Genomic DNA, 19,386 nt, shown 5'->3' with positions numbered 1-19,386 from the left:
GGCAGCTCCCAACTCCAAAATCATCGCCCCAATCGATCATTTCAGTATTCTGAAAAGCCTCGGCGGCGGACTCCGTATTGTTTCGGAACGCCCCATGATCTTCTCATGAAATCCGACTGCCCTGGAAATCCTCTCGCCCGCTACTCCTCACGCCGCGAATTCCTCTACGTCGGCATGCTCGGCGGACTCGGGCTCTCCCTGCCCGGTTTCCTCCAGCAAAAAGCCGCGGCCGCTCAGAAGTTCTACGAGACGAAAGATGGCCCCGCAAAAGGGATCATCCACATTTTCCTGCCCGGTGGCATGTCCCACCAGGAGTCATTCGACCCCAAGCCCTACGCTCCCGCCGAATACCGCGGCCCGTTCGGAGCGATCGACACCAGCTTGCCGGGTATCCAGTTTGGCGAGAAACTCCCCCATCTCGCCAAACTGGCCGACAAGGTCACCGTGATCCGCTCGATGTCGCACGGCGAGGCCGCCCACGAACGGGGCACCCACAACATGTTCACCGGCTACCGCCCGTCGCCAGCCGTCGACTACCCTTCGATCGGATCCGTCATCTCGCACGAACTCGGATCGAAGAACAACCTCCCTCCCTACGTCTGCGTCCCGAACGTCCCGAATGAATTCGCCAATTCCGGCTATCTCTCCTCCGCTTACGGCCCCTTCGCCCTCGGATCCAATCCCGAGCAGAACAACTTCAAGGTGCGCGATCTCAACCTCCCCGGCGATGTCAGTGAAGAACGCTTCGCCCGCCGGCGCTCCCTCCTCGAAACCGTCGATCATCATTTCCGCACCCTCGAGGAATCCGATGCGCTCGACTCGATGGACGCCTTCTATCAGCACGCCTACAAACTGATCTCTTCGGAAAAGGCACGCGAGGCCTTCAATCTGAATGCCGAATCGGACAAGACCAAGGAAACCTACGGCAAGACCCAGGCAGGCCAGCGCATGCTTCTTGCCCGTCGTCTCATCGAAGCCGGCACTCGTTTCGTCTCTCTAACCGCAGGTGGCTGGGACCATCACGACAACATCAAGGCAGGCATCGAGAGCCAACTTCCCCCTGTCGATAAGGCGATTGCCGCACTAATCAACGATCTCGAGGAACGCGGCATGCTCGACTCCACCCTCGTCATGGTCACCTCGGAATTCGGACGGACGCCAAAGATCAACCCCACCGGCGGCCGCGATCACTGGCCGCGTGTCTTCTCCACCATGCTCGCCGGCGGCGGGGTGAAAAAGGGCTACGTCCACGGTGCTTCGGACGCCCTCGGCGGTGAAGTCGATACCGATGGCGTCACCGTCGCCGACCTCGCCACCACGATTTACAAACAGATCGGCATCACCGCCGACAAGGAACTGATGGCCCCGGGCAACCGCCCGATCGAGATCGTCGACGGCGGCAGCGTCCTTGAGTCGATCCTGGCGTAGCCTCCAAAGTGCGATGGTCCGTCATCGCTTCGCGAGCCAGCGCAGCAAACGAAACGCCCATAGTCCGACTTTCATGCACCGCCCTCTCGCCATTCTATTTTCTGCCTTCCTCACTCTGGCCTCCCACGCCTCCTTCACTCCCGACCTCGTCCGCATCGACCCGTGCGGTGCCCAGCGCGGCACAGAACTCGACATTCATCTCCACGGCGCCCGCCTCGACCAACCGGCCGAACTGCTCTTTCACAGGCCCGGCATCGAGGTCCTCAAGCTCGAGGAAAAGAACCCGAAGCAAGTCACCGCACGCATCCGCATCGCGCCCGACGCGGAACTCGGCGAACATCCCCTTCGGCTCCGGACCAGTGGCGGCGTCTCGTTCCTGCGTAGTATTTGGGTCGGGCAGTTCCCGACCGTCATGGAAAAGGAACCGAACAACGACTTCGAATCCCCCCAAGCTGTTGAACTCAACACCACTGTCCAGGGAGTCGCCAAGTCAGAGGACGAAGACGTCTATTCAGTCGTCCTCAAGAAAGGCCAACCGCTCTCGGTCGAAGTCGAAGCCATGCGCCTCGGTCGGCTCTTCTTCGATGCCTACGTCGCCATCCTCGATCCCAAACGCTTCGAACTCGCCGCCTGCGACGATGCCACCCTGCTCTACACCGATGCCTTCGCATCCATCGTCGCCCCGGCGGACGGCGAGTATCGGATCATCGTTCGCGAAGCAGCTTACGAAGGCAACGATGCCTCACGCTACCGTCTTCACATCGGAAGCTTCCCCCGACCCACGGCCGCTTTTCCTCCGGGCGCCAAACCCGGCGAGACGCTCGACTTTCGTTTCATCGGCGATCCCTCCGGCGAGCTGACCCGCACCATTACCATCCCACCCGCAGCTTCCGGTCGCTATCCCATTTTCAGTGAACGCGATGGCCTGCTCTCACCCTCCCCGAACTGGATCGAGGTCTCTCCCCTCGAACACACGCCGGAAATCGAACCGAACGAAGGCTTCAAGGCCGCCACTCCAGCCCCAGCCATTCCCTTCGCCGTCCACGGAATCCTTTCGAAAAAGGAGGATATCGACTGGTTCCGCTTTACCGCGAAAAAAGGGCAAAACCTCGACTTCAAGATCCTCGCCCGAAGCCTGCGCTCGCCGCTGGATTCCGTCATCATCATCCACGATTCCAATAGCAAGGGTTTGGTCAACAACGATGACCAAGGCTCACCCGACTCCTTCCTTAAATGGACCTGCCCTGAGGACGGCGAGTACAGCGTCAGTGTCCGCGACAAGCTGATGCGATTCGCACCCGACTTCCATTACCGGCTGGAAGTGACTGAACGTTCCCCCGCGATCTCCGCCACCCTCCCCGTCGCGGAGAGGAACCAATCGCAGGTGAAAAAAGTCCTCACGGTTCCCCGCGGCAACCGCTACGCCACGGTCGTCAACATCAGTCGCAGCAATCTTGCCTGCGATGCGCTGTTTGAAAGCGACCCTCTACCCTCGGGAATCCGCATGCACGTCCCTCCCATTCCCCGGTCACTCAACAGCTTCCCGATCGTGCTCGAAGCCGCTGCCGACGCACCCATCGCTGGCGGTTACCATTCCTTCACCATCCGTGCCACCGGCGACAAGGCCCCTGAGGTTTCCGGCCCCTTGCGCGAAGAAATCCACCACATCGAAGTCAACAACCAGGGCCCCTATCACTCGACCTTTTCAGAAAAGATCGCCGTCGCGGTGGTCGATGAAGCGCCCTTCACCCTTTCGCTCGACACCCCACCCACCCCGATCGTTCAGAGAGGCACCATCAAACTCAAGGTCCGGGCCCAGCGAAAGGACGGCTTCGATGAAGCCATCACCTTGCGCTTCCTTTGGAAACCACCCGGGATCGGCTCACCCGCCACCATCAAACTGGAAAAAGGCAAGTCGGAGATCGACTACGAGATCAACGCCAACGCCGATGCGCCGGCCGGGGATTGGAAGATCTGCATGCTTGCCGAAGCCAACACACCGAATGGACCGGTGGTCGTCTCCAGCTCCCTCGTGCCGCTCAAGGTCACGGAGCCCTGGCTGACCGCAAGCATCGATCTCAGCGCGACCGAACAGGGACGAAATATTTCCGTCATTTCCCAGTTCGAACACCTCAAGAAATTCGAAGGGGTCGCGAAGGCTGAACTGATGGGGCTACCTCATGGGACCAAGACGAAACCCCTCGAGTTCGTCCACGGCACCGAGCAGATCACCTTTCCCATCGAAGTCGCCAAAGATGCCGCGGTCGGCAAGCACAGCGCTCTCTTTCTCCGCATCCAAATCCCTGACAACAGCTCCACGATTCTCCACCAAACCGGCCACGGCGGCACCCTGCGAATCGACAAACCTTCCCCGAAACAAGTCGCTTCAAAAACCGAGGACCAAAAGCCGAAAGATAAAAACCCTTCCGCCAAGCCGCTCTCACGGCTCGAACAACTCCGCAAGCAGGCGAAGTAAGGACGGCCAACGGTCACTCCATCACGCCGCTCAGACCTTCATCACTTCCGCCTCTTTGGCGGCGACGTGTTCCTCGACTTCCTTGACGTGTTTGTCGGTGAGCTTCTGGACTTCGGCTTCGTGATCTTTCTGACCATCTTCCGTCAGATCGTTGTTGGCCTTCATTTTCTTCGCCGCATCCATTCCTTCCTTGCGGGCGGCACGGATCCGCACCTTGGCTTCCTCGCCGAGTTGCTTGACCAGCTTGGTCATCTCCAGACGCCTTTCTTCGGAAAGCTCGGGAATCGGCACCCGGATCGAGCGATCAGCCGCCACCGGATTCAATCCCAACTTGGATTCACGAATCGCTTTCTCGATTTCCGGAGTCGTGGCCGGATCAAATGGAGAGACCACCAACATCCTTGGCTCGGGTGAACTGATCACCGCCAGCGACTTCAACTTCATCTGACTACCGTAGCTGCGAACAAACACATCAAGGTTATCGATCAGTCCCGGTGATGCCTTGCCGGTGCGCACCGAGGCAAATTCGTGGACCAGGTGCTCGACGGCATTCTGCATCGTGACTTCGGTTTCGAGGAGAGCTTCTGCAGGTTCCATGACTATTGTGTGATTGGCTATTTTCTAACAAACGAGGATCATCCCTTGGCGTCCACCACCGTGCCCACGTCCGCTCCGAGAATGGCGTCGGTGACGTTGCCGTGCTTGCCGAGATCGAAGATCACGATCGGAATCCGGTTGTCCATGCACAGACTGAATGCCGTGGCATCCATTACCTTGAACTGGCGGCTGATGCACTCCTGAAAACTGACGCGATCAAAGCGCTTCGCATCGGGATTTTTCTTTGGATCGGAATCATAGACCCCGTCGACCATCGTCGCCTTGAGAACCATGTCGGCACCCATTTCACTGGCGCGCAGGGCAGCCGTGGTGTCGGTGGAAAAAAACGGGCTACCGGTGCCAGCGGCGAAAATCACGACCTTGCCGTCCTCAAGCTGCTTGGCGGCCTTCCGGCGAATGAAAGTCTCCGCCACATTCTTCATCTCGATGGCCGACTGGACGACGCATGGCACTCCCTTGTGCTCGAGGGCGCCTTGCAGTGCGAGGGAGTTCATGACCGTCGCAAGCATGCCGACATAATCTGCGGTGGCCCGGTCCATTCCGCGGGCACTCGCTGATGCGCCTCGCCAGAAATTTCCGCCACCCACCACGATGCCGAGCTCCACTTTGCCGGTATCCACCGCCTTCTTGACCTCGCTGGCAATGCGCTCAACGATCTCAGGCGAAATATTGTCTCGACTCCCCGTTTCCCGGAGGGCTTCACCGCTCAATTTCAGGATAACGCGGCGTCTGGGGGAGGGCTCTTCGGAACTCATGTGCTGTGGGCATGATCAAAGCAATCCGAGCTCTGACATGAAAGGGCAAAAACCCCGGAGTGTCGGTTTTGAAGTCCGCCTCCTGATCCATGACCCTCAATCCCCCTCAAGCTCGAACTCCGAGTTCAGTTCGGTCAGCGATTCCGTGCCTTCCGTGGTTCCCATGATCCGAATTCGCACGAGTAATGGCTCGGACTGAGGTGCCTGATAAATCTCCAGCGTCTTCCTCACCGCGACCATGCCGAGTTTGAGCACCTGGCGCACCGTCAGATCCACTCCCTCCGGAATGGAAAGCTTTGCGACGTCGAATTTGACCAGCAGTCCATCGTCATCGACCTCAGCGGAAATCCCGATATTGCAGAGCACCAGAAGATTGACCTCTTCAACCGTGTAATTCGGGTTGTTGCTCGGGAGCCGATGAGGCGTCCGGATCGATTCGATCAGGGTTTCCGGAAACGCGCCAGTCAGCGCCATTGGCCTGGAAATCACCGTCGCCTGAAGCGCTTCTCCTGTTTCCGTGATCACCTCATCCACATCGGTGTCATGCAGACTCACCGGTTCGAAGATCGGAACAACGGAAATCGTAGTGGCTGCAAGTGGTGCCAGCAGAACCACCCAAAGAAGAAGAACTTTCATATCCAGTAAGGGCTAGCATGACACGGAGATCCGCGGCAATCAATCGAGACCTGTGACCGCACCTGCCTTCCAGCCACGGCTCCAGTCGATCGCCGGCATCCGCCTTGAGCCATCAGCCTGCACATCGCCAAGCTGCAGGCTGCCCTCTCCACAGGCGACCCGTACCTTCCCTTCCTCGATCGTCACCGCACCGGGAGTCCCGGGATCGCCAACCACGCGCGCAGGAAAGACCTTGAGTCGCTTCGAACCCGTACCGTCATCAAAGGTCGTAAAGCATCCCGGCCAAGGGTCGTAGGCGCGAAGACGCCGCTCAATCCGCGACGCAGGCCAGGACCAGTCAATGCGCCCGTCGACGCGATCCAGCTTGGAAACGTGACTGATTTCCCCAATCGCGCTCTGGTTCGTCCGTCCCGCCCGTCCTTCGAGAAGCGCCGGAAGCCCTGCTTCGAGGGCATCTCGCGCCACCTCGGCCAAGCGGTCATGCAAGCTTCCCGCCGTATCGTCGTCTCCGATCGGTGTCTCCTTCGCGAGAATCACGTCGCCGGCATCGAGCTTGGGAACCACATGCATCAGGGTCACGCCCGTGACCTTGTCCCCTGCATCGATTGCCGCCTGGATGCACGCGGCCCCTCGATATTTGGGCAACAGGGATGCGTGCAGATTCACACAACCCAAGGGAGCCATCTCGATCAGTCGTCGCGGCAGGATTTGGCCATAGGCCATCACGATAATGAGATCGGGTTTCAACGCCTCGATCGCGTCCAAGGCCTCGCCTACCTTCACGCTCTCCGGCTGAAGCACAGGGATGCCGGCAGTCACCGCCACTTCCTTGATCGGTGGAGGCTTGAGCTCGCGACGTCTCCCGGCCGGACGATCCGGCTGGGTGACCAAGGCAAGCGGACCATTTCCGCCTTCGACAAGAAATCGAAACGAGGGAATCGCGATCTCACCGGTCCCGAGAAAGATGATCCTTGGATTCGTCATTATACGACCTGATCGGACGACGCTTGGTAAACAGGAAGAGTCACCACTTTTGAAATGATCTTTCCAAGCACCTCTACCGGCGGTCGGGTGGCATCGATCTGGGTCACCAAAGCCTCCGAGTAGTGTTCGAGCATCGGCTTGGTCTCGGCTTCGTAGGTGGAAATGCGATGCTGAATCACCTCCTCGGACGCGTCATCGAGTCGATTCTCCTTGAGGGCCCGTTTGCGCATGCGTCGGGCCAGTTCACTGCGATCCGGGCAGGAAAGATGGAAGACCTGATGAACGTCGAGAAACTTGTCGATCATCTCCGCCTGTTGGACGTTCCGCGGGATGCCATCCAGGACGAGGAAATCGATGTCCGGTTTGTAAACATGACCCTCCGCCCAGTTATCCACCTGCGCTTTCCAAAGGTCGACCGTCAGTTCGTCGGGAACCAGTTCTCCACGTCTCGAGAATTGCACGAAGCGCTGTCCGATCTGAGTCCGGGTATCCAGCGAACGGAACACATCGCCACAGGCACAATGGAAGAATCGTGGAATCGTCCCCAGGATTTTCCCCTGCGTTCCCTTCCCCGACCCCGGCGCACCGAGGATCAGAAAGGCCGGTCGTTTAACCTCAAGTGCTTTGATCATGAAGCTGCGAAGCTAGGGACCACCCCACCTTGCCGCAAGCGCCGATCAACTCCCCGAAAAGACGATGAACAAGGGCAAGGGCACGATCATCGCGGCATCGGCCAATGACCTCAACGCATCCATCGAAAAACGATCACGCGTGCGATTGATGACCTGCAAGAGAGCGGCAGAGACCATGACGGCATAAAAAAATGGTCGAGTCTGGGATTCGCCACCCTTCATCGAGCTACCGAACATCCCCGGGTTGTCTTGAAACGCAAACCATAGCGCAGCCGCTCCCAGCAGGATCAGCGGTAGCGTCAAACTCAGCTCGTCAGCCGCCCGAATCTCCGGATCATCCGTGCGCCGCGAGTGCTCCCAAAGGTGGATCGCCGAAATATTGAGGACGCAGAGCACCCCGAAACTAATGACCTCTCTGGAACCGATCATCTCCATGAACGACTCCATCGGAATGTAGATGTGCGCGGCCAGAGATGTCCCCAAACCAAAAGTCATGCCCGCCAGAATGTTCCTGAAATAGGGAATCTCACTGGTCTTGGGTGCCATGACTACCAACACAAAAAAACTTCCCACCATCACGACAATCGGGATCGAATAATGGATCACCTCGACCGGCAGCGCCTTCAAAGTCAGCCAAACGACCCCCAGGACCGCGACCACCAAACCCACCGAAAAAGCCTTCCAATGCTTCGCATGAAAGTCGTGGCGCAGCCCCAGGCTCGGATCACTGGCACTCCGCACCCTGACATCCAACAAGCGATCAGTCACGTAGATGATCCAGACCGTGAGCCCCAACGCCGCATACGACTGCCAAGGATGGAAGTCGACACGCCACGCCCGCGAAAACATGAACAGCCACACCACCGCAACCAGCGGGGCGTCCAGGCTCAAGAGATTCGGCCACAGCCAAAATGGTGCACGTCGATCCGGCATTGCGCGGTCGGACCATTCGCAAGGCCCGCCGCGATGGCAAGCCCGGGATTGGCCGTTTCACTCGCCGAGACGATGAGGAGGCATGCCCAACTCGACTGATACCGAGTATGCACTTTTATGCAATTTCGCCTATCACTCGGGCAAATCCGTGATTACAAAACCGCCCATGAGACCTGCTCTTCTAACCCTTCTCTGTTTCCAAGTCGCCAATCTTCATGCCGAGAACATCGATCCCGATCTCATTTTTGATCGTCCTGAGGGGGCCCGCGGGCAGGCCGAAGTCCAGATTTTTGCCGGTCTGGAAAGCCGCTACGTTTCCGAAGGTCGCGACAACCTCGATGGTGCCGGACTGGTCACCGGCACCGTGGAAGCCGGATGGGAATACCTTTCCCTCGGGGCCTGGTACGCCAACAGCCCGGACGTCGACTACGATGAGCTTCAGCTCAATGCGGCACTCACCAAGAACTGGGGGGACTTCGAAGCCTACGTCAACTACACCCACCTCCGCTTCCCTTTGGACGGAGAACACGACAACGAAGTGGGTCTCGGGGCGGCTTTGGGTGGCTTGCCCGCCGGATTTGTCGTCGCGGTCGACAGCTACTATTCCTTCGGGTCATCCGGTTCATTCATTGAGCTGACCCTCGCCAATGAATACGAAATCAACGACTGCCTGATCCTGGCGCCGGCTGTGGTGTTCGGGATGAACGAAGGATATATCTCGGATGGTCACAATGGCGCGAACCACGTTACGCTCAACCTCGCCGCCGAGTATGCCTTCACCCCGTCTTTCGCTGTCACGGCCCACGCCGCCTACAACTTCGCCCTGAACCGGGATGTGCTCCTCCCCGGCGACCTACTCCTTGGTGATTTTTTCTATGCAGGAGCAAGCTTGCGCTGGACCTTTTAGATCCCGCCAAAGCGAAAATCGGATCACTGAAAGGTCTTTCCTTTCGCTCCGACGAATGCATCGCTTCTGGCGTGACCCCGGAAACGCCCATCCGCCTCGCTCGCTTCGCCGGGATCGACTTTGAATCAGCGGGCGCCGCGCGGGGTAGGACGGATGTCCCGGTGCAGATCGGTTTGGCCAACTGGTCGATCTCGGACGGCCACAGCAAGCCGTTCATGTCGTATCTGAAATCTTCCGGACCGATCACCTGGTCTGCCCAAAAAGTTCACGGCATTCGTGAAGAGGACCTCAAGGATGCCCCATCCTTGCTGGAGCTCTGGCCTACGGTCAGGGACCAGCTTTCCGGAGCAGTCGTCGTGGCTCACGGCAAGGGCACGGAAAAACGCTTCCTTCGCGCCTTTCCCGGGCATGGATTCGGCCCCTGGGTCGACACCCTGCTGCTGTCCCGTGCCGCCTGGCCCGAACTCCCTGAGCACTCACTCTCGGCGCTTTGCCTTCATCGCAAGCTTGAGGACCGCATTCGAGCCCATTGCCCGCAAGGCAACTGGCATGATGCCCTTTTCGATACCGTCGCCTCGCTCGCGCTGCTCGAAGACATTGTCACCAGCTTCGACCTCGTGGATCTTCCGCTCGCCCAACTCGTCTTCCCCGACACCCGCGAGTGGCATCAGCAACGGTCACGTTAGCCCAGCGGGTCGGTATTGCATCCAAGCCACCTTTCTCCATTCTCCAGCCATGCCTGTTGTTCATGTCGATCTCGCTGAGCGCTCCTACGACGTCATCGTCGAAACCGGAATCCTCTCAAGTGCCGGTTCAAGCATCTCCGCCCTGCGGTTGGGATCAAAGGCCGCCGTCATCAGCGATGAAAATGTGGACACCCACCACGGCGACCGCCTCGCGGCCTCCCTCGATGCTGCAGGAATCCCCTACAGCCGTCATGTCATCCCTGCGGGCGAGAGCTCAAAGTCGTTCGAACAAGTGGCCTCACTTTGCTCCGAGCTCGCGGCGGCAGGAAACGACCGCAGCTCATTCGTTATTGCACTTGGTGGCGGCGTGGTCGGCGATCTGGCGGGCTTCGTCGCGGCGATCTTCTATCGCGGCGTGCCCTTCGTTCAAATCCCAACCACGATCGTGGCGCAGGTCGACTCATCCGTGGGAGGAAAGACCGGCATCAATCTTCCCGTGGGCAAGAACCTCGTCGGCTCCTTCCACCAGCCGCGCCTGGTACTCGTCGATCCCGAAGTGCTCCGCACCCTGCCTTCCCGCGAGTTCCTTGAAGGCTTTGCCGAGGTCATCAAGCACGCCGCCATTCGCGATGCCCCGATGCTCGACGAACTCGCCCAGCTCGACCCCACTTCCCCTGACGTCCCTGCCGATCTCATCGCACGAAATATTGCCATCAAGGCGAGAATCGTCGAAGCAGACGAACTCGAAACCGCCGGCACCCGCGCCCTGCTGAATTTCGGACACACCATCGGTCATGGCATCGAGGCGGCGGTTCCCTACGGAGAAATGCTGCATGGAGAAGCGATCTCCCTCGGCCTGCGTGCCGCGCTCTACCTGAGTTGCAAGCAAGCAGGCCTCAGCCAGGACGCCGCACAGTCGGTCTACCGGCTCCTTGAGCACTTCTCCCTCCCCACCGTCCTTCCCGAAAAAATCAGCACGGACACCGTCATGGAGAGACTCTCGCGCGACAAGAAATTCAGCGCAGGTGCCATTCGCTTCGTCCTGCTCCGCGAACCCGGAGATGCTTTTCTTGCCGACACCGTTAGCAAGAAAGACCTCGAGGACGCGATCAACGCCCTACGACAAGCATAGTAATTGGTTCACTTCCCGAACCGTCAGCTCTGAAGGCCCCTGACGATCAACCACCGGGAACATCCACAACCCGCGAGTAGTGGTAGGATTGTCGCGCGTAATCCTTGTCCGTCAATCCATCGGCTGCATTGCGGCGAATCATTCCAGCATCGGAAAGAACGGAAACACTGAGCTCCACCCCGGTCAGGCGACCGGCTGCAATCTCGTCCTGAGTAAAGCCATTGCCGATCTCCACATTCTGAAGATCGATGCCACTTCCCTTGAGCCGGAACTCACTGCCTCCCGAAGTACTATCGAGCACGACGCGAGCGGTTTCGAGGGTTGCCGAACCACCGGATCCAGCCTCTCTCGTGACTTCAACAAGGAAGGTAATCGTCACCTGATGCACGTTCTCACAGATGAAATTTTCCTCACTGGTGACTTCGTTCTCAAATGACGAAAATGCCGTATCAAGATCCTCTTCACCGAGAAGCTTCTCAAAGGTTTCGTCCGGGTTGATGAGCATTCTGTAGAACACGAAGGTCGAAGTATCCTTGTCTCCCGTGTCACCCGTGATCGGATCCTGGAAGCGCATCCGGTAGGCCACGCACGAAACATCACCACCAGCGTCAGCCGCCTCGCCGATCTGACCGTTGTAGCGGTCAGTCGCTGCCGTGAAGAAGGTAAGGGAAGCCACATTCGAATTACCGCTACCGGATTTGACCACCTGAGGGAGGTTGGCACTCGAATCCATGGTGACATACATCCACTCCATGTTGTCTCCCCGGCGGGAAACCAAGGATTCGAAATCCTTGGCCATGGTATCGATCAGCACCTTGGCCTGACGGGACGCGCGCAACTGCGAGCGGCTGCGGGTCCAGGTATCGGTCGCGACACCGGTGATCGTGACCAGCACGGTGATGATGATGGCGGTGATGCCCATCGAAACCATCAGTTCGATAAGCGTGAAGCCGGAGCTCCGGGTTTTTGGTGAGCGGGTTTTCATGGAGAAATTCGGTGGGGTTTCAGCGACGGACCGCGAGGTTGCGGGTGAAGACAGGCGAATCAAGTTCAGCGACCTTGAACTTCTGCCCATTGATGTAATTGTAGGAAGAATTGGGCAGCAGGTGGAACTCTGCGGCGAATGCGATCACCGCTTCCGGGTAGCTATCCGCGTCGCTTCCGCCACTACCTTCACCCGTTGGTGATTTGATTTGACCCTCTTGCCCCCGCTCGAGCTCACCGTTGTTGTTGAACACCAGCTGCACCAGCTTGGCGGCGTAGACTCGTCCTTCCAGAGCTTTGAGATCATTCTCCAGTTCCGGATCGCTCTTCTGCCGAACCATCGGCTGAATCACAAAATCCTCACCAGCGATGCCGTCCGCTCCGGTGAACGGAGTGGGGGTTCCATCGGAACGTAGCGCCCCATCGACTTGCGAGCGGTACTGATAGACCAGCAGAGCCGTGTTGTTGTTGGTGGAGTCCTTAATCCATTCATACGCCTTTTCGAAACCGGTGTCCTGACCTTGGGAATTCCCCCTGAGTTGCACGAGTTCCTTCTGCAGCGCAAAAGCGAGTCGATCCGCCTCCTGAACGCCAATCGCCTTTCGGATGCCAGCGGTAGCCGGAGCAAAGACGGCGAGGAATCCGGTGAGGAGAAGCGCCAATACGCCAATCGCGATGACGGTCTCCATCAGGGTGAAGCCCCGGCGGCTTTTGAAAATATTTGGGTTCTTCATGGATTAAAATTCTGTGGGAGATTCACTACCGATGATCTGCGTCGGATTGCGGAAGACCGAGGTGGCCCCGTTTCGCCAGATGACAAAGCCACCAAAATCGCGACGGCCATCGCTGGTGGTTCTTGGCTCCAAACTACCCCTGGCGCGAGCCCCATTCCCGATCACAAAACTGGGCGCGTTGTAATCGGTGCCAGTCAATCCCGTGGTGCAGATGCCCTCCGCATTGAATTCGTAGTAGAGGTAACCGTCACCATCCGAATTGTAGAGACCCGAGACGCCGCTCAAGGTCATATTTTCCAGTTCACCGGAACCGGCCCGGTGATTCTTCTTGCTGTAGACCCGGCTGAAATAGGTTTTCGGCGGAAAGATGTAGGCCTTGCTGGCCAGTTTCCAAGAATTCTCAATCGGCTCTCCATTGTCGTCGGTTTCTTCGTAAACGACGAACATCCTCCGGAGGTAGTTGCTCTCCGAATCCGGGTCGTCCACATCAATCAGAACGCGCGACCTGGTCCCTTTACCCACCGCAACGGAACGAGCTTCGTCGAAAATCGCTTCGGTCGAAGGAAGGGCGGTGCTCACGCCCTTGCCCCCCGCATTGCGGAAGCCAGCCGCACCTATGGTCAGCAGGATGGTGATAATGAGGATTACGACAAGTAACTCCACCAAGGTGAAACCTGCTCTTGAACGTTGTTTGGGTCTTTTCATCGAGAATTCGGATTTTGAAAACAAGTGCCCCGAATCAGGGGCTTTGGCAAGCGGTAATGTGATTACATCGCAATTACTTCGCGGTGAATTATTTTTCGAAGCGACCTGAGCTGGGACCATTCATCCATGCCCAAGCACCCTTGACCATCTCACGAACGTCCTTGTGGCGCGCCTCCCAACCCAGGACTTCTTTTGCAAGACTCGCATCAGCAAGGAGTTGCGGCGGATCCCCTTCGCGCCTTGGACCGAATTTGACCGGCACCTTCTTGCCGGTGACCTCTTCTGCGGCGTCAATGATCTGTTTCACGGAAACTCCAACCCCCGTCCCGAGATTGCAACGAATCGAATCAGCCCCTCCGGCCAAGAGGTCAATGGCTTTGGCGTGGGCGTCAGCCAGGTCCTCAACGTGGATGTAGTCTCGAATACAGGTCCCATCCGGTGTCGGGTAATCGGTTCCGAAGACGTCGACATGAGAAATTTCTCCGCTAAGCGCCATCAGCACCCGGGGAATCAGATGGGTTTCCGGATCGTGATCCTCGCCGATCTTCCCGTCTGCTGACGAACCGCTGGCATTGAAGTAGCGGAGACAGGCACTTTTCAGGCCCCACGCCGCGTCGCAGTCTCGCAGTACCCATTCGAGCATCAGCTTGCTACGCCCATAGGGATTGATGGGATCCTGCGGCGTGGACTCGACGATGGGAATCGAGTCAGGAACTCCATAAGTCGCACAGGTTGAGGAAAACACGAACACCTTGCAGGCCTTCTTCTGCATCACTTCAAGCAGTGTCAGGGGCTCCGCCGTATTGTTTCGGTAGTATTTGAGAGGATCGGTAACCGATTCACCCACGTAGGCAAACGCGGCAAAGTGAACCACGGCAGAAAATCCATGTTCGTCAAAGAGTCTCTCGAGTAACTCCCGGTCGCCCACATCGCCAACGACCAGTTCGACTCCTTCGTCGATGATCGCGTCGCGATGACCGTAGGCCATGTTATCAAGGACCACGATCTTGCGGCCCTGAGAGGCGAGGAGTCGGACGGTGTGGGAGCCAATGTAGCCGGCACCACCGGTAACGAGGATGGAATGAGTCATGATCCGCCTTTCGGCAGCCCCAAAAAAAGGCCTCCGGGCGGTGACTGTCAATCCAAGCCCTAGACACCAGGCGAATTCAGGTGAATAGATTAGGCTGCCAGCCGTCTCAATCTGCACCATGAATCATTCCCGCTTGATCAAAACCACGCTTGTCGCCGCTGCCGCTGCAGTCTTCAGTTCGTGCTACTACGATCCCTCATACGGGGGCTACGGATCCAGCTACGGGGTTTCAGGAGTGAGCGCCTCATTCGTCTCCACCAGCAGCGACTACTGGTTCTACGACCCTGTCGTGCGCTGCTACTATGATCGTCGCCGGAGCTGCTACTACGACCCCTACCTTTACGGATACTATCCCCGCGGCTACACGCCTCGCCCGATCTACAACGCCCCCCACCCCTATGGTTGGGGCGGGAAGGGTTATGCCCCTATTCCAAATGGAGTAAACGGTCGCACCCTCAACCGCAATCAGGACCGCGTGGCTCAGCTTCAAGCCAGAAACTACGCCTGGGCCAATCAGGTCCGCGTCCGAAACGACGCCAATGTCGAACGTTGGCAACGAAATCAGGCGACCGCCGCTGCCAACTTCCGTGGCAACCAGAACCAGCAGAGGCAGCCCTCTGGTCAAGCGACGAATCCATTTCGGAACCCGCAGAGCCAGCCTACCCGCCAGGCGACCAACCAGTATCGAAACCAACAGAATCTGGCCGATCGGCAAGCGGAGAACCACTACAAGCGCGAAGCCATCATTGCTGACACGAGGGCACGCAGCCAGGCCTCAGTCGAGGCCGTCCGCGCACGCAACGCCGAACTTCACGCCCAAGCGCAGCAGAATCAAGCGGCCCAACGCCAGCGCGCCGCCGCGAGTCAGGCGGAACGTCAAGGTCGGCAGCGAGCCGCTCAGGAGGCGCAGCAGCAGCGCATGCAGGACCCCCGCGCCCGCCGCAACCTCAACTGATCCCAATTCAACGCATCAGCCTCTCATCGGGCCCGCCCGCGGATTCGCGGCGGGCCCTTTCTTTTTGGAGCGTTGCCAGAGTCACTCGCGGGCGGAGGGTCCACCTCGCCATGCCCCAACCCAACAATCCCCCACCAAGATGGCAGGCATGGGAGACGCTTCCATCGGCGTAGCCTCCGAGCATTCTGCCCACTCCTGAGAGATAGGGAATCCCTAGGCTCGGATTCATCAGCGCCAAGATGGCCGACGCCAGCAGCAGCCCGATGCCCAGATTCTTCCCCGAGACCGGCAGTGGCCACATTTTGGATCCCGGTGAAACTCCGGTCAGCCACAGCAGCATCGCCGTCACTCCGCCGGACATCCCGACGAGCGGCGTCAGACCTACCTCGCCGCCGATCAGCAAATGAACCAAGCCACCCGCCAGGAGGCCGCCCACCAAGATCATCAGCACAAGCCGCCCACCCCCGATCCTTTCGATTCGGGGACCAATCGCCAGCAGACCAAAGGCATTGATCATCAAATGCACCCAATTCCCGTGGATCCAGGCATAGCTGAAGGGCTGCCAAACCAAGCCTTCAAGCAGCCCCTGACGGCTGAGACCCACAACCAGGAAGATCTCGGGCCAATCACGAGAACCACCCACCCTCTCAAGCAGAAACTGGATCACCACCAGAATCAAGACCACCAGCAGGGTCGTTCTGGCCTCGAGAATATCCCGCCCCAGAACACCCCACTTGGACGCAGATCCCCCTCGCATGGTGGGAGTCTGCATCGGTTCCGGGGTGTGCGAGAAATAAAAACTCAGTCCATCGCCCGCGAACGAGGCTCGCGTTTGGCAACATCAGCAGTGCCGGGAGCGGTAACAAACGGCCCACCCTCAAGCGGCGCCACACCGGTAAAGGCCACATCCGGCATTTCACTCGGACGACCCGCCAACGGAAAATCCTTCCTCAGCGGATAAAACGGATAGCCTTCCCACATCAAAATCCGCTTGAGATTCGGGTGGTCGGTAAATTCAATCCCCATCATGTCGTAGACCTCGCGCTCATGCCAATCGGCACCAAGCCAGATGTCAGTGGCACTTGGCACCTTCTCCTCTTCCCCGACCTTCGACTTCACGCGAAGGTGCTTTTGGTCATTCTCCGTCGTCAGCTCATAAACCATTTCGAAGCGGGGATCTTCGCCGAAATGGTCGAGACTCGAGATATCCAACAGGAAATCATACCCGAGTTCTTTCCTCGCATGCTCCAGCACCGCGTGCAACGACGCGAGGGTGACATTGATCGTGTGCTCACCGCGAAACTCGATGGTTCCCGTGACGGCTTCGCCAAATTTGCCCTTCAGGGCTTCGACATCTTGAGCGGATGACATCGTGATTCAGGAGGAAAGTTCTTCGAAGAATTCCTTCTTCTGGTTTTCAAGGGCAGGCACTTTGTCAACTTCGTCCTGAAGCTTCAACAGACCGGCGATCAGCGCCTCGGGCCGTGGCGGGCATCCGGAAATGTAGACATCAACGGGGATCAAGTGATCAATCCCCTGCAGCACCGCATAGCTGCGATACATGCCTCCGCTCGAGGCGCAGGCACCCATCGCGATGCACCATTTCGGCTCAGGCATCTGATCCCAGACCCGCTTCACCGCCAGCGCCATCTTGTAAGTCACTGTCCCGGAAACGATCATCACGTCCGCCTGACGGGGAGAAAATCGCATCACCTCCATGCCGAAGCGGGATAGATCGAAACGGGAACAAGCTGAGGCCATCATCTCGATCGCGCAGCAGGCAAGGCCCATGGGCATCGGCCACATCGAATTCTTGCGCATCCAGTTCATCGCGGCATCGACGCGAGTGACGATCACATTGCCTTCGATCTTCGAATCGTAGGCCGCGTGGGCGGTTGAAGTGTTGTCGGTGACCATAGGGAACGGGCGCAAGATGGCATCCCCGGCCCCAGCCTCAAGCCGTTTGTGAAAGTTTTCACAAGCGGACATCTGACAAGAGCCGGAATTTCATCGAAATCGGGGCCGAACCCACACCGACCTTGCCTCTCCGGCCCATCATGAGGAAAGTCCCGCCGCCCATGAACCGCATCGATGCCGCATTTGATCGTCTCCGCAGCGAAGGAAAGAAGGCTTTTGTTGCCTACGTCGCCGCCGGAGACCCGAATTTCGACGAGTCCCTGAAAATCATCCAAGGCCTTGCCGACGCCGGTGCCGACGTTATCGAACTTGGACTGCCCTTCTCCGATCCGCTGGCCGACGGCATCGTCAACCAGATGGCTGCCGAACGCGCGCTCAAGGCAGGCATGAGCACCCCACGCTCGCTTGATCTGATCCGGGAATTCCGCAAGACCCACGAAACTCCAATCGTGCTCTTCACCTATCTCAATCCGATCTTCACCTACGGATTCGAAAAGTTTCACGCCGATGCCGCCGCCGCAGGAGCCGATGGCATCCTGCTCCTCGACCTGCCGCCGGATGAAGCCAAGCTCAATGCCGACCTCGCGAAAGGCGAAGGTCTCAAGCACATCCGCCTGATCGCTCCGACCACTCCCGACGCCCGCGTCCCCCTTCTCGCCGGAGATGCCGAAGGTTTTATCTACGCCCTTTCTCGTACTGGAGTTACCGGAGGTCATGGAGCGCCATCGCAGGACATCGCATCGCAAGTCGCACGCATCACCCCTCACACCAAGACCCCAATCTGCGTCGGCTTCGGAATCACCACCCCGGAACAGGCCAGAATGGTCGCCCAGGCAGGCGACGGCATCATCGTCGGCTCCGCCATCGTCAAGCAGATCGAACTCCATCCGGAACGCGCCGCCGAAGCAGTCCGCGAATTCACCACGCCGCTCATCGAAGCCTGCAAGTCCGCTTGACCCCCATTTGAACTTTAAGCATCCAGCACTAGATTTTCCCCATGCTCCTCCATTTCTACAAGATGAACGGTGCCGGCAACGACTTCGTTGTCATCGATAATCGTGACCTTTCCCTGAACCTCTCGCAGGATCAGATCGAGCATCTCTGCGATCGCCACCGGGGCGTCGGAGCGGACGGCCTGCTCGCGGTCGAACCGGCCGAGCAGGGAGCCGACTTCAAGTTCCGCTATTACAACGCCGACGGTGGCGAGGCGGAAATGTGTGGCAACGGCGCCCGCTGCTTCGGTCGCTTCACCTCCGCCCTCCTCGAGGAGGAACACGAATCGGTCAGCTTTGAAACCATCGCCGGCGTCCTCGCTGCCGAGATGGTGGACGACAACATCCGCATCGCGATGTCCGACCCGTTCGATCTGAAGCTCAATACGGGTGCCACGGTTCCCGGGCTCGACTCAACCCTGCGCTCGCTGAATACCGGCGTGCCGCACGTCGTCGCCTTCGTCGATGATCTGGCTGGCACCGATGTCCTCAAACATGGCGCGGCGATCCGCCACCACGAAGCCTTTGCCCCATCCGGAACCAACGCGAATTTCGCGAGCGTGCTAGCACCCGATCACATCGCGATTCGGACCTATGAGCGCGGCGTCGAAGATGAAACCCTCGCCTGTGGCACCGGCATGGTGGCCTGCGCCCTTTTCCATCACCTGCTGACCGGCGCTCCTTCACCGATCAAAGTCGACGTGAAGGGCGGCGACACGCTCGAGATTGGATTCGAGAAAGACGGTGACCACAGTTTTAGAAACGTCACCCTCACCGGCCCGGCCGATTTCGTCTTCGAAGGCGATATCGAAATTTGAAGCG

Annotated in this window: 21 protein-coding genes; 8 read left to right on the top strand and 13 right to left on the bottom strand. The window is 58.6% G+C overall.

Features of this window, described 5'->3' with window-relative positions:
- The first annotated feature begins 105 nt into the window (after positions 1-105).
- Together WBG04_RS02220 and WBG04_RS02215 are read left to right on the top strand one after the other, a co-directional pair.
- Positions 106-1,428, top strand: a complete 1,323-nt coding sequence (locus tag WBG04_RS02220) for a DUF1501 domain-containing protein (protein ID WP_424312717.1) — start codon at positions 106-108, stop codon at positions 1,426-1,428.
- Between the two features lie 73 nt (positions 1,429-1,501).
- A complete protein-coding gene (locus tag WBG04_RS02215; RefSeq protein WP_424312716.1) occupies positions 1,502-3,904 on the top strand; it encodes a hypothetical protein in 2,403 nt (800 codons plus the stop codon).
- A gap of 30 nt (positions 3,905-3,934) precedes the next feature.
- Here WBG04_RS02215 and frr read toward each other — a convergent pair whose 3' ends face one another.
- The 6 genes from frr to WBG04_RS02185 form a co-directional block, all read right to left on the bottom strand.
- Positions 3,935-4,501 (bottom strand): ribosome recycling factor, encoded by a 567-nt coding sequence (gene frr / locus WBG04_RS02210; RefSeq protein WP_424312715.1) that lies wholly within the window; start codon positions 4,499-4,501, stop codon positions 3,935-3,937.
- Between the two features lie 38 nt (positions 4,502-4,539).
- The gene (gene pyrH, locus WBG04_RS02205) at positions 4,540-5,277 is read right to left on the bottom strand and encodes a UMP kinase (protein WP_424312714.1); all 738 of its coding nucleotides are present in this window, start codon (positions 5,275-5,277) and stop codon (positions 4,540-4,542) included.
- A gap of 96 nt (positions 5,278-5,373) precedes the next feature.
- Entirely contained in the window at positions 5,374-5,913 is a 540-nt protein-coding gene (locus tag WBG04_RS02200; RefSeq protein WP_424312713.1) for a hypothetical protein, read from the bottom strand.
- Between the two features lie 39 nt (positions 5,914-5,952).
- Positions 5,953-6,897 (bottom strand): methionyl-tRNA formyltransferase, encoded by a 945-nt coding sequence (gene fmt, locus WBG04_RS02195; RefSeq protein ID WP_424312712.1) that lies wholly within the window; start codon positions 6,895-6,897, stop codon positions 5,953-5,955.
- Positions 6,897-7,529: an adenylate kinase family protein gene (locus tag WBG04_RS02190; RefSeq protein ID WP_424312711.1), complete on the bottom strand. Its 633-nt coding sequence runs from the start codon at positions 7,527-7,529 to the stop codon at positions 6,897-6,899. The genes fmt and WBG04_RS02190 overlap by 1 nt, the downstream gene beginning before the upstream one ends.
- A gap of 45 nt (positions 7,530-7,574) precedes the next feature.
- Positions 7,575-8,420: a hypothetical protein gene (locus WBG04_RS02185; protein WP_424312710.1), complete on the bottom strand. Its 846-nt coding sequence runs from the start codon at positions 8,418-8,420 to the stop codon at positions 7,575-7,577.
- A 208-nt stretch (positions 8,421-8,628) separates the two neighbouring features.
- Here WBG04_RS02185 and WBG04_RS02180 point away from each other — a divergent pair, with 208 nt between their 5' ends.
- From WBG04_RS02180 to aroB, 3 genes are all read left to right on the top strand, one after another.
- Positions 8,629-9,369 carry a hypothetical protein gene (locus WBG04_RS02180; protein ID WP_424312709.1) on the top strand — a complete coding sequence of 247 codons (741 nt, stop codon included), beginning with the start codon at positions 8,629-8,631 and terminating at the stop codon, positions 9,367-9,369.
- Positions 9,370-9,440: 71 nt separating this feature from the next.
- Positions 9,441-10,055 carry an exonuclease domain-containing protein gene (locus WBG04_RS02175; protein ID WP_424312708.1) on the top strand — a complete coding sequence of 205 codons (615 nt, stop codon included), beginning with the start codon at positions 9,441-9,443 and terminating at the stop codon, positions 10,053-10,055.
- A 49-nt stretch (positions 10,056-10,104) separates the two neighbouring features.
- Complete coding sequence (gene aroB, locus WBG04_RS02170; protein ID WP_424312707.1) at positions 10,105-11,187, top strand: 3-dehydroquinate synthase; 1,083 nt, start codon at positions 10,105-10,107, stop codon at positions 11,185-11,187.
- 46 nt (positions 11,188-11,233) lie between these two features.
- Here the strand turns inward: aroB and WBG04_RS02165 are convergent, their stop codons facing one another.
- From WBG04_RS02165 to galE, 4 genes are all read right to left on the bottom strand, one after another.
- A complete protein-coding gene (locus tag WBG04_RS02165; RefSeq protein WP_424312706.1) occupies positions 11,234-12,172 on the bottom strand; it encodes a PulJ/GspJ family protein in 939 nt (312 codons plus the stop codon).
- Positions 12,173-12,191: 19 nt separating this feature from the next.
- The gene (locus tag WBG04_RS02160; RefSeq protein WP_424312705.1) at positions 12,192-12,905 is read right to left on the bottom strand and encodes a type IV pilus modification PilV family protein; all 714 of its coding nucleotides are present in this window, start codon (positions 12,903-12,905) and stop codon (positions 12,192-12,194) included.
- Positions 12,906-12,908: 3 nt separating this feature from the next.
- The gene (locus tag WBG04_RS02155) at positions 12,909-13,610 is read right to left on the bottom strand and encodes a prepilin-type N-terminal cleavage/methylation domain-containing protein (RefSeq protein ID WP_424312704.1); all 702 of its coding nucleotides are present in this window, start codon (positions 13,608-13,610) and stop codon (positions 12,909-12,911) included.
- Between the two features lie 88 nt (positions 13,611-13,698).
- Positions 13,699-14,700 carry a UDP-glucose 4-epimerase GalE gene (gene galE / locus WBG04_RS02150; protein ID WP_424312703.1) on the bottom strand — a complete coding sequence of 334 codons (1,002 nt, stop codon included), beginning with the start codon at positions 14,698-14,700 and terminating at the stop codon, positions 13,699-13,701.
- Between the two features lie 118 nt (positions 14,701-14,818).
- On the opposite strand from galE, the gene WBG04_RS02145 reads away from it, so the two are divergent.
- Positions 14,819-15,655, top strand: a complete 837-nt coding sequence (locus tag WBG04_RS02145) for a hypothetical protein (protein ID WP_424312702.1) — start codon at positions 14,819-14,821, stop codon at positions 15,653-15,655.
- A gap of 7 nt (positions 15,656-15,662) precedes the next feature.
- Here the strand turns inward: WBG04_RS02145 and WBG04_RS02140 are convergent, their stop codons facing one another.
- The 3 genes from WBG04_RS02140 to nuoB are packed head-to-tail and all read right to left on the bottom strand — an operon-like array spanning position 15,663 to position 17,572.
- On the bottom strand, positions 15,663-16,427 hold the full coding sequence (locus WBG04_RS02140) for a rhomboid family intramembrane serine protease (RefSeq protein ID WP_424312701.1): 765 nt from the start codon (positions 16,425-16,427) through the stop codon (positions 15,663-15,665).
- 29 nt (positions 16,428-16,456) lie between these two features.
- Positions 16,457-17,026: an NADH-quinone oxidoreductase subunit C gene (locus WBG04_RS02135; RefSeq protein WP_424312700.1), complete on the bottom strand. Its 570-nt coding sequence runs from the start codon at positions 17,024-17,026 to the stop codon at positions 16,457-16,459.
- 6 nt (positions 17,027-17,032) lie between these two features.
- Positions 17,033-17,572 carry an NADH-quinone oxidoreductase subunit NuoB gene (nuoB, locus tag WBG04_RS02130; protein WP_424312732.1) on the bottom strand — a complete coding sequence of 180 codons (540 nt, stop codon included), beginning with the start codon at positions 17,570-17,572 and terminating at the stop codon, positions 17,033-17,035.
- 161 nt (positions 17,573-17,733) lie between these two features.
- On the opposite strand from nuoB, the gene trpA reads away from it, so the two are divergent.
- Positions 17,734-18,528, top strand: coding sequence for a tryptophan synthase subunit alpha (gene trpA, locus WBG04_RS02125; RefSeq protein ID WP_424312698.1), 795 nt, complete (start codon positions 17,734-17,736; stop codon positions 18,526-18,528).
- Positions 18,529-18,569: 41 nt separating this feature from the next.
- Positions 18,570-19,382 (top strand): diaminopimelate epimerase, encoded by an 813-nt coding sequence (gene dapF / locus WBG04_RS02120; protein ID WP_424312697.1) that lies wholly within the window; start codon positions 18,570-18,572, stop codon positions 19,380-19,382.
- Positions 19,383-19,386: the final 4 nt, after the last annotated feature.

Origin of the sequence: Haloferula sp. (genome assembly GCF_049672945.1) — a bacterium.
GTDB lineage: Bacteria > Verrucomicrobiota > Verrucomicrobiia > Verrucomicrobiales > Akkermansiaceae > Haloferula.
Note: the sequence above shows the minus strand (reverse complement) of the source record. Positions and strands in the feature narration are given on the sequence as shown.